Here is a 15,972-nt window from a genome sequence, read left to right on the forward strand (position 1 = left end):
ATGAACCTGCCGCCCCTCCCCATCGATGAGGCCCTGCCCCGGTTGCTGGCTGCGCTGGCGGCCGGACCCTACGCGGTGCTGGTGGCGCCGCCGGGCGCGGGCAAGACAACGCGCGTACCCTTGGCCCTGCTCGATGCGCCTTGGCGCGGCGATGGCCGCATCGTCATGCTGGAGCCGCGGCGGCTGGCGGCACGGGCGGCGGCGCGGCGGATGGCGCAATCGCTCGACGACGAGGTCGGCGGGGTGGTGGGCTATCGCGTCAGGCTCGATGCCAGGGTCAGCAGGCGAACGCGCATCGAAGTGGTGACCGAAGGGGTATTCACCCGGATGATCCTCGACGATCCGGAGCTCACCGGCATCGCCGCGGTGCTGTTCGACGAGTTTCACGAACGCAGCCTCGATGCCGACTTGGGGCTGGCGCTGGCGCTCGATGCGGCGGCGCTGCGCGATGACCTGCGTGTGTTGGTGATGTCGGCGACGATCGACGGGGCGCGAGTGGCGGAGCTGCTCGACGGCGCGCCGGTGGTGGTCTCCGAAGGGCGGGCGTTTCCGGTGGAGACGATCTGGCGCGACCGCGACCCGCTGGTGAAGATCGAGGACCAGGTGACCAGCGTGGTGCTCGAAGCGTTGCGCGATCAGCCGGGCTCGGCGCTGGTGTTCCTGCCCGGGCAGGCGGAGATCGGGCGGGTGGCGGAGCGGCTGACCGGGCGGCTACCGGCCGATGTCGACGTCGCGCCGCTCTATGGCCAGCTGACGCCGGAAGAGCAGGATCGCGCCGTGCAGCCGGCCCGGCCGGGTCGGCGCAAGGTGGTGCTGGCGACCTCGATCGCCGAGACCTCGCTGACCATCGAGGGGGTGCGGATCGTCGTCGATAGTGGCCTCAGGCGCGCTCCCGCCTACGAGCCGGCGACCGGCCTGTCAGTGCTCGAAACGCGAAAGGTGTCGCGGGCTTCGGCCGACCAGCGGCGCGGGCGCGCGGGCCGCGTCGAGCCGGGGGTGTGCTACCGGCTATGGGGCGAGGGCCAGAATGCGGCGCTGATGGCGTTCGATGCGCCGGAAATGCTGGAGGCCGACCTTTCGGGACTGGCGCTCCACCTCGCCGGCTGGGGCGTGAGCGATCCGACCCAGCTCAAATTCCTCGATCCGCCGCCGGGGCCGGCATGGAGCGAGGCGGTGAGCCTGCTCAGGGACCTCGAGGCGCTGGACGACGGCGGGCGGATCACCGTCGAGGGCAAGGCGCTGGCGCGGCTGCCGCTGCACCCGCGGCTGGGGCACATGATCCACCGCGCGGCGGAAGAGGACGATGCGCTGACGGCGGCGCAACTGGCAGTGCTGCTCGGCGAGCGCGGGCTCGGCGGTGACGGCACCGACTTGACGCACCGGCTCGAGCGCTTCGGGCGGGAGCGCGGCAAGCGGGCCGACGAAGCGCATGGGCTGGCGCGGCGCTGGGCCGGGATGGTCGGCAATACAGGTTCCGGCGGCGAGGTCGGACGGCACCTGGCCCGGGCCTACCCCGACCGAGTGGCGCAGCAGGCCGGCGCCCGCGGACGATTCCGGCTGGCCAATGGGCGGCAGGCGAGCCTCGAGGAAAGCGATGGGCTGGCGAGTGCGCCCTACCTGGTGGTGACCGATATCACCGGCGCGGCGGCGACCGGCCGCATCCGGGCGGCGGCGGCAATCGAGCGGGCGACGATCGAGGAGTTGTTCGCCGGCGACATCGTCGACGAGGTGGCGATGGCGTTCGACCGCGGCTCGCGCAGCGTACGGGCGCGGCGGTTGAGGCGGCTCGGGGCATTGCGACTGGACGAGGCACCGGTGGCGATAGCCGATCTACAGCAGGCAGCGGCAGCGCTGGCCGAGGGCATCGCCGGGCTCGGGGTCAGCCTGCTGCCATGGAGCAAGGAGCAGCAGGCGCTGCGGGCGCGGGCGAGCTACCTGCGCACGACGTTGGGCGAGGCATGGCCGGATCTCTCCGATACCGGCCTCGCGGCGGACATGGCCTGGCTGGTGCTTCACATCACCGGCAAGACGGCGCTGAGCGAGATCGAGGCGGACGATCTGGGCGGGGCGCTCGAGGGGCTGCTGCCCTGGGCACGACGACAGGAGATCGAACGGCTGCTGCCCTCGCATTTCGATGCGCCATCCGGCTCGCACCTGCCGATCGACTATGGCGCGGAGAACGGGCCGGCGCTTGAGGTGCGGGTGCAGGAACTATTCGGGCTCGACAAGCACCCGAGCGTCGCGGGCGGCAAGGTGCCGCTGCTGCTGGTGCTGCTGTCGCCGGCGCATCGGCCGATCCAGACGACGCGCGACCTGCCCGGCTTCTGGCGCGGCAGCTGGAAGGATGTGGCCAAGGACCTGAAGGGCCGCTATCCGCGGCATTACTGGCCGGAGAACCCGCTGGAGGCAGCGGCGACGGCAAGGGCAAAGCCGCGAGGGACGTGAGCGATCCTTGATAGAGACGGCCCCCTCCCGTCCTCCCCCATAAAGGGGGAGGTGAAGAGTCGAGGCTCTGTCTTCGATCGTGCCAATCACTCGATGCGGCACCTCCCCCTTTATGGGGGAGGATGGGAGGGGGTCGTCTCTATCAGTATGGCTAAACCGGTCCAGCCGCCCGCAGCACCGCCAGAAACTCCGCCCCGTAGCGTTTCAGTTTGCTCTCCCCGATGCCAGGGATGGTGCCAAGTTCGGCCATGGTCTGCGGCCGTTCCAGCGCCATGGCGCGGAGCGTCGTGTCGTGGAAGACCACATAGGGCGGGACGCCCTGGGATTTGGCGAGGGCGGCGCGTTCGGAACGGAGCGCTTCGAACAGGGAGTGCGCGGCGGCCGGCAACTGCACGGCGTTCTGCAGGGCGCGGCGGGTTTCGGTAGCCTTACGCGGGCGGTCGCGACGAAGGGTGATCTTGCGCTCGCCCTTGAACACTTCGCGCGAGCCTTCGCCCAGGTGCAGGGCGCCGAAGGCGTGATCGACAGTGATCAAACCCATGGCGGTGAGCTGGCGGATAACCGATTGCCAGGAGCGCTGGTCGAGATCCCTGCCCTGCCCGAACACCGGCTGGTCCTGGTGGCTGAACTGGGTGACCTTGTCGGTGACCTTGCCCAGGAGCACGTCGACGATGTGCCCGGCGCCGAAGCGCTGGCCGGTGCGATAGACGCAGGCCAGCGCCTTGATGGCGGCGTCCGACCCATCCCAGGTTTCGACCGGCACGAGGCAGGTATCGCAGTTGTTGCAGTTGCCGGGATGCGGCTCGCCGAAATGCGCGAGGATGGCCTTGCGGCGGCATTCGGGGGTTTCGCAGACGGCGAGCAACGCGGTGAGCTTCAGTCGCTCGACGCGCTTCACCTCGTCGGGCGCGTTCCCCTCGTCGATCATGCGGCGGCGCTGCGCCACGTCGGCCATGCCGTAGCACATCCAGGCCTCGGCCGGCAGGCCGTCGCGGCCGGCGCGGCCGGTCTCCTGGTAATAGGCCTCGATGGACGAGGGCAGATCCATGTGGGCGACATAGCGCACGTCGGGCTTGTCGATGCCCATGCCGAAGGCGACGGTGGCGACGAGGCAGAGCGACTCTTCCTTGAGGAAGGCGTCCTGGTTGGCGGCCCGGTCGCGGGCATTCATGCCGGCATGATAGGCGAGCGCACGTATCCCCTGCTTGTTCAGCCATTCGGTGGTCGAGTCGACCTTGGCACGGCTCAGACAATAGACGATGCCGGAATTGCCTGTATGGCGGGCGAGGAAGCTCTTCAGCTGTGCCCGGGCATTGTCGCGCTCGACGATCGAGTAGCTGATATTGGGCCGGTCGAAGCTGGTGGTGAAGATGCGCGCATCGGTGAGGCCGAGCCGCTCGACGATATCGTCTCGGGTGGTGGGGTCGGCAGTAGCGGTGAGCGCGATGCGCGGCACGCCGGGATAATCGGCGGCGATCGAGGCGAGTTCACGATACTCGGGGCGGAAGTCGTGCCCCCACTGGCTGACGCAATGCGCCTCATCGATGGCGATGAGCGAGATCTCGACGCCCTGCATCATCGACTTGAAACCGGGGAGCACCAGGCGCTCCGGAGCAACGTAGAGCAGGTCGAGCTTGCCGGATTTGAGATCGCGGAAAGTGCGCGAGGAGTCTTCGGAGCTGACCGAGGAGTTGAGCGTCGCGGCATTGACGCCGGCTTGCTTCAACGCCTCGACCTGATCGCGCATCAGCGCGATGAGTGGAGAAACGACGATGCCGACGCCCTTGCGCGCCAGCGCCGGAACCTGGAAGCACATCGACTTGCCGGCGCCGGTGGGGAACAGCACCACCGCGTCGCCGCCGCCGGTGACGTGGCGGACAACATCCTCCTGCTGGCCGCGAAAACTCTGGTGCCCGAAGACGGTGCGCAGGATTTCGGCGGGGTCGCGAGGCGGCGTGTCGAAGAGCGACTCAAGCATGGCTGAATGAGTCGGAAGTTTGCGGCTTGGGGTCAAGGGCCTTGGGTGCGGCGCGTGCGGCGCGTGCGGCGCACCCCCTCCGAGCTGCGCTAGTTCGCTTACGCTCACGAGCTCCGCTTGCCTCCCCCATCAAGGGGAGGTGGGGCCGGTGAGTGGGCGGGGATGGTGCCTCACTCACCGGCGGACACCCTCCCCTTCACGGGGAGAGTTGGGGAGGGGTGAGCGGCGAACACCGCCCTGGCCCTATTTCGCGTCGATGAACGCCAGCGCCACCTCAACCAGCTTGGGCGAGTTCATCATGGTGTAGTGGGTGACGCCGGGGAGGATGGCGAGGCGGTTCTGGTTCATGCCGGAGCCGTCCCACAGCGCATCCTGCAGGCCGCCGCCGAGCAGCTCGAAGAACTTTGCGGCGTGGCTGGTCCGAACGGCATCCCAGTCACCGTAAACCAGCTGGGTCGGAACCTTGAGGTTGGGGACGTCGGCCGAAAAGTCGTAGTCCTTGCCCATGTACTGCATCTGGTCGAGCAGCTTGGGGAAGTTCACCTCGGGGTCGGGGTTCACCGCGGCAAAACCCTGGTAGAGCGGCGACGGCTTCATCATCTCGAACTGGCTGGCGTTGAGCCCGCGCATGCCCTGCTGGTTGTAATCGTGCCAGCCGGAGAAAGCGAAGGGGGCCGAGGCGATGACCAGCTTGTCGACCAGTTCGGGGTGGGCGAGCGCCAGGCGCAGGCCGATGGTGCCACCCATCGAATAGCCGACGACATCGACCTTCTCCAGCCCAAGCGACTTGATCACTTCGGCGACGTCGGCAGCCATGTTGTCGAAGCTCATGGGCCGATCCAGCGGGCCGGTGTGGCCGTGGCCCTGCGCCTCGACGGCAATCACCTGATGGCCGGCGGCGAGACCGGAGAGGACCGGGCCGAAGGCGTCGATGGTCATCAGGCCGCCATGCAGCAGGACGAGCGGCGCGCCCTCGCCATAGGTGGCGTAGTAGACCTTGCCGCCGGTGACGGGGACATAGCCGGATGTGGTTGCGGTGAGCATGGGAGCAGTTCCTTCTTGAGCAGTTGCAGGGAGGACCGGCAGGGCGGAAGCAAAGCCGGTGAGGAGGACGATGGCAAGGACGGTGCGACGTAGCATTGGAAGTCTCCTTGGTTGGATATGGCTCCGCCGGTCCCGCGGGGTGGCGGGTTGGTGGAGGTGATGATTGAGGGTTTGGCCGCCCCCTCCACCAGCTTCGCTGGTCCCCCCGCGGTGAGGGCGTTTGCCCTCATCCGGACCCCGCCACGCGGGGGAGGATCAGGGAGAGGCCGGTGTTCGGGGCTAGGTGGTCAGCATTTCGATGGCCTTCTGCACGCGGCGGAGGCGGGTTTCGGGGGCCTTGGCGCCTTCGATGGCGGTGACGTGGGCCTTCTTGTGGCTGGGGGCCAGCTTGTTCCAGGCCGCCAGCGCGACGGGGTCGGCGTCGAGCGCGGCCTGCAGGTCGCCCGGGGCTTCGACGATGCGGGGCTGGTCGTCGAGGATCAGTTCGACCTCGTGCGTCTCGTTGCCTTTGACTCCGGTGATGCCGCGGATCTCGGCGCTGACCCCGACCAATAGCCACTCGCCCATCGTCGCCACCTTGCTGCGCCAGGTGTGGCCGGCGAGGGTGACGACGACCAGCGGGTTCTTGCCGCCATTGAGCGCATCGCGCACCTCGGGCGGCACGATGATGCCGGTATTGTTGCCGGACAGGAGGATGGTGGTGGTGAACTTCATCTCGTTGCTCCAGTCGTGAGGTGGGCGGCGAGCTTGTCGAAGCTCTCCAGCACACCTTCGCGGAAGCCGCGGCGGACGACGGCGTCCTTGTTGGCGGCGGTATCGAAATAGGCGTCGAGCGTCAGCCGGGTGCGGCCGTTGCCGAGGTCGGTGAGGGTAATGATCCGCAAGAAGCTCGGCGGCGGGTTGTTGCCGAAGGCTTCCGCCTCGAGCTGGCGGTTGCGGTAGACGATGCGTTCCGGAGGCGTCACCTCGATGAACTCGCTATCGGCCGGGTAGTCCTTGCCGTCGGGGCCGCGCATCACGTGATACCAGCGGCCTCCGGGGCGAAGGTCGAGCTCTACCACAGGGTTGGTGAAGCCCTTCGGACCCCACCACTGGCTCAGGTGGTACGGATCGGCGAACATCATCCAGACCAGGTCGCGCGGGGCATCGAACTCGCGTTCGATCTCGAGGCGACGGTCGCTGGGGATGCTGGTGGGGTCGGAGAGCATGGTTCAGGCTTCTTGAATGAGTTCGGCGAGCAACTGGTCCATGACGGCGAAGCCATGGCGCATGCCCTTTTCCATCCCGGAGGCGACCATTCCGTCGCGATCCGCGATGCTGTCGTAGTTCGAGACTGACTTGTAATGCGTGACGGCGCCGTCTTCCTCGAAGGTATGGGTCTCGAGCAGGGTCTTGCCGAAGAACATGTTCTCCATGCCGAAGGTCCAGACGAACTTCTCGGGTTCGTTCACCTCGCGGTACTCGCCGACGAAGATGTAGACGTTGCCGTCGCCGGCGTGGGACTCGATGCGCCACTTGCCGCCGGGGCGGACGTCGAGTGCGGTGATGACGTTCTTCTGTCCCTCCATACCCCACCAGCGCGCAACATGCTCACGCTGGGTCATGACCTTCCAGACCAGGGCGCGCGGGGCGGCAAAGTCACGGGTGGCGATGACGATGGGTTCGTTCGCCGGGGCTTCGATCTTCAAGTTGTCGAGTGCCATTTTCAGCTCCTTGAGTTTCATCAGGTAGGCGTCGAGGCGATCTAGGCTTTCGGCCCAATACCGCCAGTAGAGTACGAACCAGTGTTCCGTTCCGGCGCCCTGCCCCAGCTTCCGGCGCAAGGCTTCGCCGTCGCGCTGCCGGCGGTAGTCCGAGAGCGCTATGACCTTGGGTCGCTGCATCCTTGTTTCGGCTCCGCGAGCCCCGGGAAAGTCTCTAGTTGGTCGCGCGATCGAACCGCAAAAGTCTGCAACCTTTGCTGATCACGCTCCGCTAGTTCCGGGAGCCGCCGGGGTCGCCCTTCTGCAGTTCGGCCAGGTAATCGCCGAGGCGATCGAGGCTCTCATCCCAGAAGCGGCGGTAGTTCTCCACCCAGTCCGCGACCTCGGCCATCGGAGCGGCCTCGAGCCGGCAGGGACGCCACTGGGCTTCCTTGCCGCGGGAGATCAGCCCGGCCTTCTCGAGCACCTTGAGGTGCTTGGAGACGGCGGCCATCGACATGTCGTAGGGCTCGGCCAGTTCGCTGACGGTGGCCTCGCCGAGCGCCAGCCGGGCCAGGATGCCGCGACGGGTGGGGTCGGCGAGGGCGGAAAGCGTGGTGGACAGGTGGTCGGTCATTTCGGTCTCTTGGTGTCAGGCAGCGGCGCGCGCGGTTTCGGCGCCGGAGAAGAAGTCGATCAGCACGGGGGCGACGAGCTCGGCCTCCGCATCGTGGCTCTGGCCCGGCAGCGAAGCGAAGCGGGCGCCGGGGATAGTCTCGCGGGCGAGGCGCACCGGTTCCTTGAGCTGCTTGAAGGTCTTGTCGCCGCTCATGATGATGGTCGGGACGCGGATCGAGCGGGCCGCCTCGGTGGGGAAACCGTAGCCTTCCATCACCGCGGTATCGTGCGGCAGGCTGAGGGCGTTGTGCAGCATCGCCTTCCAGTGCGGGTTGAGCCGCATCATCGGCATCATGATCGAGGGCATGCCGATCATCTTGACCATGAAGTACCTGGCGAGGTCGGGCCGGCGGTTCTCGGCGGCGAGACGCTCGACTTCGGCCTGATAACCACGCGGCATCGGCCGGCCGCCGGGGACATCGGTGAAAGGCGGCTCGAAGATGGCGAGCCGATCGACCGACAGGCCGCGGGCGGCGGCAAACAACGCGATCGCACCACCGGACGAGGTACCGTAGAGACTGGCGGAGCCGCCGGCGATGTCGATCAGCGCGGCGAGGTCCTCGTACTCGCGGTCGGGCGAGTAGTCGGTCGAGACGTCGCTGTCGCCACGGCTGCGGCGGTCATAGTTGTAGACGGTGAAGTGCGGAGCGAGGAGCGGCGCCAGCTTGGGCATCGGCCCCATATTGCGGCCGCACCAGGCGCCGTCGATCAGGATGATGGCTGGGCCGGAGCCGCGCACGTCGTAGGCAATCCGGGTGCCGTCGCGAGAGGTGAAGGTGTTCATGGCGCTTACTCCTGCTGGAACGCCGCGGTGGCGCTGAGGGTGAAGAGGTAGAGGTCGAGCTTGTCGCTGCCCTCGGAAACGGTGGCGGCAAAGCCGCGGCTGATCGCCTGGTCGCGGGCAGCGAGCGAGGTGAAGCGGACGGTGATGTGGACGCTGGTGAGGCGACCCTGCTCCGTGAGGGTCATCTCGGTGACCATCTCGGCCGGCGGCAGTTTGTCGCCGAAGCGGTGACCCTCGGGGGCATCGCGCCAGACCAGCCGTTCCACGGGAGAAATCTCGAGATAGGCGCTGGTGTAGCCATACTCGTTGCCCGAAGCGAAGCGCATCACCTGGCGCCAGGCGCCACCGACGCGCAGGTCGACTTCGCTCACCGGATTGGTGGCGCCCTTGGGGCCCCAGAAGTGCACCAGGTGGCGCGGCTCGGTGTAGCAGCGCCAGACCAGGGCGCGCGGCGCCTCGAAGCTGCGGGCAATGAGAATAACAGGATCGTTGGCCGGCGTGGTGACGGCGGAAGTCTTGGTCGGCGCGGTGCCGGTGAGTTCGACGCAGTCCATTTCTCAACCCTTCAGTTGATAACTTATTGGTTGAATACACCCCACAAAGAGGGTTGTCAACCGATCGGTTAAGGAAACTGTCAGGTAGGGAGAAGCGCCGCGGACAGCAGCTTGATCGAGCGCAGGCGGTTGTCCGGATCGGTCGGGCCCATCTGCACCGCATCGGGGAAGCGCAGCTCCAGCTCGAGCTTGCTATCGGCAGGCGCCGGGAGTGGGAGCGAGAACTGCTGCGGGGCAGGCCCATTGAGCGAGACGGTGTCGAGCAGCGTGCCGTTGGCGACGATCTCGACGCGTTGCGGGATGGTCACCCCGCCTTTCTGGATCGCGACCATCGCCAGCTGCAGGGTCAGCGCCGTGGCGGGCTCGGCATAGGTGAAGCGCAGGCGGGCGCTGGTGCCGACGGCATGGTTGCCGTCGCCGGTCGGGCCTTCGAGGCCACAGACCCGGATCCGCTTGGCGGCGTCTTTGTCCTCGGGGGTGAAGCGGACGGTGGTGCCAAGGGTGTAGCTGCCGCTGACCGGCTGGTTGAGGCAGGTGGTGGTCTTGTCGATGTAGTAGGCGCGGTAATCGGCCGGCACGTTGGGGTGCAGCATCAGCCAGAGGACGCCGAGTTCGAACAGCGCGAGGAGACCGACGAGGATGTAGGCGGCGAGGCGAAGCGGGCTAGACAAGGCTCAGATATCCCGTCAGCCAGCCGATGGTGGTGAAGTAGCCGCCGGCGAGCAGGCCGAGCAGCGCCAAGGCGAAGAGCCAGCGGCGGCTGGCGAGCAACTCGGTGAGCATCAGCGGCATCGGCGCCAGCGCCGCGGTGAAGCGGAGCACCGAGGCCATGCCGGCGAATAGCGGTAGGGTCAGGCAGATCAGCGAATAGACCGCCATGCCGTAGCGTTTCTTCACCAGGAGGACGATCGACAGGGCGTAGCCGACCAGCACCGCTACGGCCAGCTGCTGCGACGGCGTCGGCACCCACCCGTCCCTCGGGAAGCTGGTGAGGGCGTTCCAGACGAACACCACCGGGTTGCCCGTCGGACGGGACCAGGCGCGTTGCACGTGGCTGAAGGCCAGGGCGTCGCCGATGTGGAAGTGGAGGTAAGCCATGTAGGCGAAGAGGCCGAGCGGAGCGATGAACAGCGCCAGCAGCTGTTCGGGGCGTTTCAGCACGGCCGGGACGAAATCGCGCCAGCTGCCGCCATTGCTGCGGTGGGCCTGCCAGATCTCGATGAGAATGGCGAAGACGATGAACACCCCGACGATGCGGGTGGCCGAGAGCAGCGCGGCGAAGATGCCGGCGAGCAGGAACTGCTTGTTCCGCAGCGCCGCGAAGACGCAGAGGCTGAGGAACAGGAACAGCACCTCGGTATAGAAGGTGGTGAGCCAGATGGAGAACGGGCCGGCCAGGAGGAAGGCCGAGAACAGCGTGTAGGCGCGGAGGTCCTTGCCGAGCAGCGGCCAGGCGACGCGGGCCGAGGCGATACAAAGGACGATCGACAGGCCGGTGGCAGCGACGATGGTTTGCAGGCCCGTCAGCGTGCGGACGATGGCGACGAGGATCGGGTAGAGCGGGAAGAAGGCCCAATTGCCGGCGTTGATCATCGTCGGCACCGGGAACGGATCGTAGCCCGTCTGCGACAGCTTCACGTACCAGGAGCAATCCCAGCGGCACATGCCCTGCGCGAAATTGGCGATCGAGGCATCCGGAACGGTGGCGGCAAAGGCCAGGTAGCGGATGACGAGCCCGGCGATGGCCAGAGCCAGCGGGATCAGGATCAGGACGACGCCAAGCGGCAGGGTTCGGGGGGGACGCAGTGCGACGGCGTCGCTCATTCAAGGATTCCGGGTGCGGAAACAGCCAGAACTCCTAACGCATTGCGGCGAAATCATATCCATTCCGCCGGTGCATACCTCCTATGCGACAACTTTCGGCGCTCAACGGCGTTGCGGAATTCGTGTTTGGTGTCCCGATCCCTCCATAGCGTTTGTGCATGTATTCTGTTCCTCACCATCGGCTCGATCGGCGAGCCTTTCTCCGAGCCGCTGCTGTAACGGCGGCGCTGCTCACCACCACCTCCCTCACCCGCGTCGCCTTCGCTCAGGAGAGCGAAGCGGAAGCGTTTGATTACGATGTGCTGACCGAGCGCATGCGTGCGAAGGCGGCCGAGCCTTTCGATGCGGCGGTGCCGGAGCTGCCCAAGCTGTTCGCGGGCCTCGATTACGACGGCTACCGCAAGATCCAGTTCGACGCGCAGCACGCACGCTGGCTCGACAACAATTCGGGCTTCCAGGTGCACGCCTTCCCGATGGGCTGGCTGTTCAAGGAGCCGGTGGGGGTGTTCGAGGTGGTTGACGGCAAGGCATCGCCGTTCGGCTTCTCCAACGCCGATTTCATGTTCTACGACCAGGCGATGGGCGAGGAGGCCGCGGCTGAGGCATTCCCCGGTATCGCCGGCGTGCGCATCAATTACCCGGTGAACGTCGCCGACAAGATGGACGAGCTGGTCTCGTTCCTCGGCTCGAGCTACTTCCGGGCGCTGGGCCGCAACAACATCTACGGGCTCAGCGCCCGCGGCCTCGCGATCAACTCCTGGCAGGCAGGACCGGAAGAGTTCCCGCGCTTTTCGGCGTTCTGGCTGGAACGCCCGAGCGAGGGCAAGCCGCTGGTCGCCTATGCGAGCCTCGAGGGCCCGAGCGTCACCGGCGCATATCGCTTCGAAATCACCCCGGCGAGCGATACGGCGCAGGAAACGGCGATCGATGTCACCGCGCGGCTGTTCTTCCGCGCCGATGTCGGCGAGATCGGCATCGCGCCGCTCACCTCGATGTTCCTGTTCGCCGAGACCAATCGCTCGAGCTTCGACGACTACCGGCCGCAGGTGCATGACAGCAACGGGCTGATCGTCGAGCGCGACGGCGGCGAGGTGTTCTGGCGGCCGCTCAACAATACGCCGCAGCTGGGCAACTCTTACCTGTGGGAGAACAACCCGCGGGCCTTTGGCCTCTACCAGCGCGACCGCAGCTTCGAGACCTACCAGGATGCCGGCGCGCATTACGAGCGCCGTCCGTCGGCCCGCGTCGAGCCGGTCGGCGACTGGGGCCAGGGCAATGTGCGGCTGATCGAGGCGCCGTCGCGGCTCGAGGCCGAGGACAATATCGTGGCGTTCTGGGTGCCGTCCGACCCGATCAAGGCCGGCGACGCGCGCGAGTTCCACTACCGGCTGATCTGGGGCGACCTGTTGCCCAGGGACGATGCGCCGCTGGCGCATGTGGTGGAAACCCGTGCCGGCCAGGGCGGTGTGTCGGGCGTCGCCAATGACGTGAAACTCAGGAAGTTCGTCATCGACTTCGCCGGCGGCGAACTGACCGCCATGCCGACCGAGGCCAAGCTCGATGTCGTCGCCACGGCAAGCTCGGGCGAGATCACCTCGACGGCGCTGTCGAAGGTCGACGCCAATGGCGTGTGGCGGCTGGCGCTCGACGTGATGATCGAGGGCAGCGAGCCGGTCGAGCTCAAGGCCAACATCGTCAGCACCGGCCGGACGATCAGCGAAACTTGGCTCTATCAGTGGAGGGCACTGGCATGAAGCACGACCGTTCCGACGTTTTCTCGGGCGCGCTTCCCGATGCTCCCATGGCCATGCCCAAGCAGGTGCTGGAGCGGCGTCGCAGCTCGCTGTTCCTGACGCTGCGCGCCGCCTTCGCCGCCGCGTTGCCGCGCTTCTGACGGTAGGGAGCCTCACCCATGCCGTCCGCAGGGCCCCGATAGATGGCACGAGCCCACGTGACCCGAGCCCTGGCTCTGGGCGCTTCGGCGCTCCTGAGCCTTGGCGGCGGCTGGCTGTACATGCGCTTCATCGGCAATGACGGCACCAGCCTGCTGGACGTGCTGCGCACGGCGCTGTTCACGCTGGTGGGGTTCTGGCTGGTGTGGGGCGGCGTCGCCGGAGTGCTCGGCATTCTCGCCCCACCCAAGCGGGTCAAGCGCAGCACCGGGCGACCGCAGGGCATGACCGCGATCCTGATGCCCGTCTACAACGAGGACGCGGCGGCGAGCTTTTCGCGTGTCGCGGCGATGAACCGCAGTATCGTGAGCCTAGGGCTCGCCGACCGCTTCCATTTCGCCATCCTGTCGGACACCAACCGGGAAGAGGTGGCGGCCGAGGAGATCGTCTGGTTCGAGCAGTTGCGGAGCGAACCGATGGCCGAAGGCCGGATGTTCTATCGCCGGCGCGAGCGGAACGTCGGCAAGAAGGCCGGCAATATCGAGGACTTCATCTCGCGCTCCGGCGGCGCGTACGACTATGCGCTGATCCTCGATGCCGACAGCCTGATGGACGGCGCGACGATCGCCGCAATGGCGAGGCGCATGGACGACGATCCGCGTCTCGGGTTGCTGCAGACGGTGCCCGAGGTGATCCACGCGCACAGCCTGTTCGGCCGGGTGATGCAGTTCTCGGCGGCCTATCTCTCGCCCTATTTCGCGCGCGGCACCGCGCTGATGCAGGGCGAGGAAGGCCCGTATTGGGGGCACAACGCCATCGTGCGGGTCCCGGCCTTCGCCGCGAGCTGCGGGCTGCCGGTGCTCTCGGGCAAGCCGCCGCATGGCGGGCACATCCTCAGCCACGACTATGTCGAGGCGGCGCTGTTGTCGCGGGCCGGCTGGAAGGTCGAGGTCGACCCCTACCTCGGCGGCTCGTATGAAGAAGGCCCGGAGAACCTGATCGAGTATGCCAAGCGCGACCGACGCTGGTGCCAGGGCAACCTGCAGCACCGGCGAGTGCTGGGCGCGCCGGACCTCAAGGTCTGGAGCCGCTTCACGTTCGTGCAGGGCATCATGGCCTATGCCGCGTCACCGCTCTGGCTGACGCTGCTGGCGGCGAGCATTCTTGCGGCGGCGCTGCCGAGCAAATACTGGTGGCGCGACAACGAGACCGGCATCTGGGTGCTGGCAGTGGCGGTGGCGATCGCGCTGCTCCTGCCGAAATTCCTGATCCTGATGCGCTCGACGCTGGGCGGTCGCAACAAGGGGTTCGGAGGAACGATCCGGGCGGCGCTGTCGGTGATATCGGAGATCGTCATCTCAACGCTGCTGGCGCCGATCATGCTGTGCTTCCAGAGCAAGGCGGTGATCGAGATCCTCTTCGGGCTTGACGGCGGCTGGCCCGCGACCAACCGCGACGAAGGCCGGGTGAGCCTTTCCACGGCGTTTGCGGCGAGTTGGTGGGTGACCGTGGCGGGCGCCGCGGTGCTGGCGATCTCGACGGCGTTCGCGAGCGACCTGGTGCCATGGCTGCTGCCGGTGGCGCTGCCGGCGATCGGCGCGCCCTTGCTGATCGCAGCGACCTCGCATGGTATTTCCAGCGGGCGGAAGCCGATCCTCTTCACCACCACCAGTGAGAGCGCGCCGGCGCCCATCATCATCGAGCAGCAGCGGATTTTCCTGAGCTGGACGCAGCCGGGCCCAACCCTTGCCGAGCCTGCCATTGCCGGAACGGCCACCGTCCATGCCTGAGACTCTCGCCACGCTGAAGCGCGCTCCGCTGCGGGAGCGGCTCAAGGCTTTTGCCGGTTTCGCCGCGACGGATGCGGCCACTGCGGCGCCGCGCCCAGGACGCGATGCGCGGCTCGACATGTTCCGCGGACTGGCGCTGGTGATGATCTTCATCAACCACGTGCCGGGGACGTTCTACGAGAATCTGACCAGCCGGAACTTCGGCTTCTCGGATGCCGCCGAGGCGTTCGTGTTCATGTCGGGGCTCGCCGCCGGGCTTGCCTATTCCGGGCGCTTCGTCAGCGGGCCGCTATGGCCGGCGATCGCCAAGGTGTGGGCGCGGGCGCGGCAGCTCTATTTCGTGCACCTGAGCATCACCATGATCGCGCTCGCCATCTTTGCCGGTGCGGCGTGGTGGTTCGGGCTCGACGAGGTGCTGGAAAAGAACAATATCGCGCCGATCTTCGGCTTCCCGCTGCAGACGATGATCGGGCTGCCGCTGCTGACCCACCAGTTGGGCTATCTCAACATCCTGCCGCTCTACATGACGCTGCTGCTCATGACGCCGCTGGTGATCGTCGCCGGCTTGCGCTGGCCGGTGCAGACGATGCTTGGTTCGATCCTGGTCTGGGTGATCGCCGGACAGTTCCGCATCAACCTGCCGAACTTCCCGACGCAGGGCGGCTGGTTCTTCAATCCGTTCTCATGGCAGATCCTGTTCGTCATCGGCCTGCTGTCGGGCATGGCGATGAAGCAGGGGCGTCGGTTCGTGCCGAAAAGCCCTGTGCTGTTCGGGCTCGCCTCGGCGTTCCTGTTGTTCGTGCTGCTGTGGGTGAAGGTCCCACCACTGGGCGATGTGGGCCGGCAGGGGCTCGGCTTGCTCAGCAAGCTCGGGTTGCCGTTCTATGTCACCTGGTTCGACAAGACCTTTCTCGCCCTGCCCCGGCTGCTGCATGCGCTGGCGCTCTTCTATGTCGTCGCCTCGCTTACCGTGATGTACCGGATCGCCGAATCGCGGCTCATGGCGCCACTGCGACTGATGGGACGGCAGGGGCTGGCGGTGTTCGCGACAGGGACCGTGCTGAGCCTGTTCCTGCAGGTGGTAAAGACCGGTATCGCGGGCGGCTTGCTGCTCGATACGCTGCTGCTCGGCGCTGGCCTGCTGCTCCTGGTCGGGCTCGCCTATGTGCTGACCCGCACACAGGAAATGGCGCGCGCCGCGGCTCGCCCGACGGGCTGACACAACTCTCACATTTCAGAGAGCGACCACAGCTGATGCAACCTTGCGCCTTGCTGCATGGCTGCGGCAGGGACTAGCCTGC

General features: G+C 67.0%; 15 protein-coding genes. 5 read left to right on the forward strand and 10 right to left on the reverse strand.

Features of this window, described 5'->3' with window-relative positions; translation table 11 throughout:
• On the forward strand, positions 1–2,445 hold the full coding sequence (gene hrpB, locus AC1ROK_RS07955; RefSeq protein ID WP_492845562.1) for an ATP-dependent helicase HrpB: 2,445 nt from the start codon (positions 1–3) through the stop codon (positions 2,443–2,445).
• A gap of 151 nt (positions 2,446–2,596) precedes the next feature.
• Here hrpB and recQ read toward each other — a convergent pair whose 3' ends face one another.
• The 10 genes from recQ to AC1ROK_RS08005 form a co-directional block, all read right to left on the reverse strand.
• Positions 2,597–4,423, reverse strand: coding sequence for a DNA helicase RecQ (recQ, locus tag AC1ROK_RS07960; protein ID WP_492845564.1), 1,827 nt, complete (start codon positions 4,421–4,423; stop codon positions 2,597–2,599).
• Between the two features lie 243 nt (positions 4,424–4,666).
• Complete coding sequence (locus tag AC1ROK_RS07965) at positions 4,667–5,467, reverse strand: alpha/beta fold hydrolase (protein ID WP_492845566.1); 801 nt, start codon at positions 5,465–5,467, stop codon at positions 4,667–4,669.
• Positions 5,468–5,746: 279 nt separating this feature from the next.
• Positions 5,747–6,181 (reverse strand): YdeI/OmpD-associated family protein, encoded by a 435-nt coding sequence (locus AC1ROK_RS07970; protein ID WP_492845568.1) that lies wholly within the window; start codon positions 6,179–6,181, stop codon positions 5,747–5,749.
• The gene (locus AC1ROK_RS07975; protein WP_492845570.1) at positions 6,178–6,675 is read right to left on the reverse strand and encodes an SRPBCC domain-containing protein; all 498 of its coding nucleotides are present in this window, start codon (positions 6,673–6,675) and stop codon (positions 6,178–6,180) included. Before AC1ROK_RS07975 ends, AC1ROK_RS07970 begins: the two co-directional genes overlap by 4 nt.
• A gap of 3 nt (positions 6,676–6,678) precedes the next feature.
• The gene (locus AC1ROK_RS07980) at positions 6,679–7,350 is read right to left on the reverse strand and encodes an SRPBCC domain-containing protein (RefSeq protein WP_492845572.1); all 672 of its coding nucleotides are present in this window, start codon (positions 7,348–7,350) and stop codon (positions 6,679–6,681) included.
• 91 nt (positions 7,351–7,441) lie between these two features.
• Positions 7,442–7,786, reverse strand: coding sequence for an ArsR/SmtB family transcription factor (locus AC1ROK_RS07985; RefSeq protein WP_055885411.1), 345 nt, complete (start codon positions 7,784–7,786; stop codon positions 7,442–7,444).
• Between the two features lie 15 nt (positions 7,787–7,801).
• Entirely contained in the window at positions 7,802–8,611 is an 810-nt protein-coding gene (locus AC1ROK_RS07990; protein WP_492845575.1) for an alpha/beta fold hydrolase, read from the reverse strand.
• 5 nt (positions 8,612–8,616) lie between these two features.
• A complete protein-coding gene (locus AC1ROK_RS07995) occupies positions 8,617–9,165 on the reverse strand; it encodes an SRPBCC domain-containing protein (protein WP_492845577.1) in 549 nt (182 codons plus the stop codon).
• An 80-nt stretch (positions 9,166–9,245) separates the two neighbouring features.
• Positions 9,246–9,836 (reverse strand): hypothetical protein, encoded by a 591-nt coding sequence (locus tag AC1ROK_RS08000; RefSeq protein WP_492845579.1) that lies wholly within the window; start codon positions 9,834–9,836, stop codon positions 9,246–9,248.
• Positions 9,829–10,989 carry a hypothetical protein gene (locus AC1ROK_RS08005; RefSeq protein ID WP_492845581.1) on the reverse strand — a complete coding sequence of 387 codons (1,161 nt, stop codon included), beginning with the start codon at positions 10,987–10,989 and terminating at the stop codon, positions 9,829–9,831. Before AC1ROK_RS08005 ends, AC1ROK_RS08000 begins: the two co-directional genes overlap by 8 nt.
• Before the next feature lie 158 nt (positions 10,990–11,147).
• Between AC1ROK_RS08005 and AC1ROK_RS08010 the strand changes: the two genes are divergently transcribed.
• The 4 genes from AC1ROK_RS08010 to AC1ROK_RS08025 are packed head-to-tail and all read left to right on the forward strand — an operon-like array spanning position 11,148 to position 15,890.
• Positions 11,148–12,743 carry an OpgD/OpgG family glucan biosynthesis protein gene (locus tag AC1ROK_RS08010; protein WP_492845583.1) on the forward strand — a complete coding sequence of 532 codons (1,596 nt, stop codon included), beginning with the start codon at positions 11,148–11,150 and terminating at the stop codon, positions 12,741–12,743.
• A complete protein-coding gene (locus AC1ROK_RS08015; protein WP_326869293.1) occupies positions 12,740–12,883 on the forward strand; it encodes a hypothetical protein in 144 nt (47 codons plus the stop codon). The genes AC1ROK_RS08010 and AC1ROK_RS08015 overlap by 4 nt, the downstream gene beginning before the upstream one ends.
• A gap of 57 nt (positions 12,884–12,940) precedes the next feature.
• On the forward strand, positions 12,941–14,671 hold the full coding sequence (gene mdoH, locus AC1ROK_RS08020) for a glucans biosynthesis glucosyltransferase MdoH (RefSeq protein WP_492845585.1): 1,731 nt from the start codon (positions 12,941–12,943) through the stop codon (positions 14,669–14,671).
• Positions 14,664–15,890, forward strand: a complete 1,227-nt coding sequence (locus tag AC1ROK_RS08025) for an OpgC family protein (protein ID WP_492845587.1) — start codon at positions 14,664–14,666, stop codon at positions 15,888–15,890. The genes mdoH and AC1ROK_RS08025 overlap by 8 nt, the downstream gene beginning before the upstream one ends.
• The last annotated feature ends 82 nt before the right edge of the window (positions 15,891–15,972 follow it).

This window comes from Devosia sp. GW821-FHT12F11 (assembly GCF_058806655.1).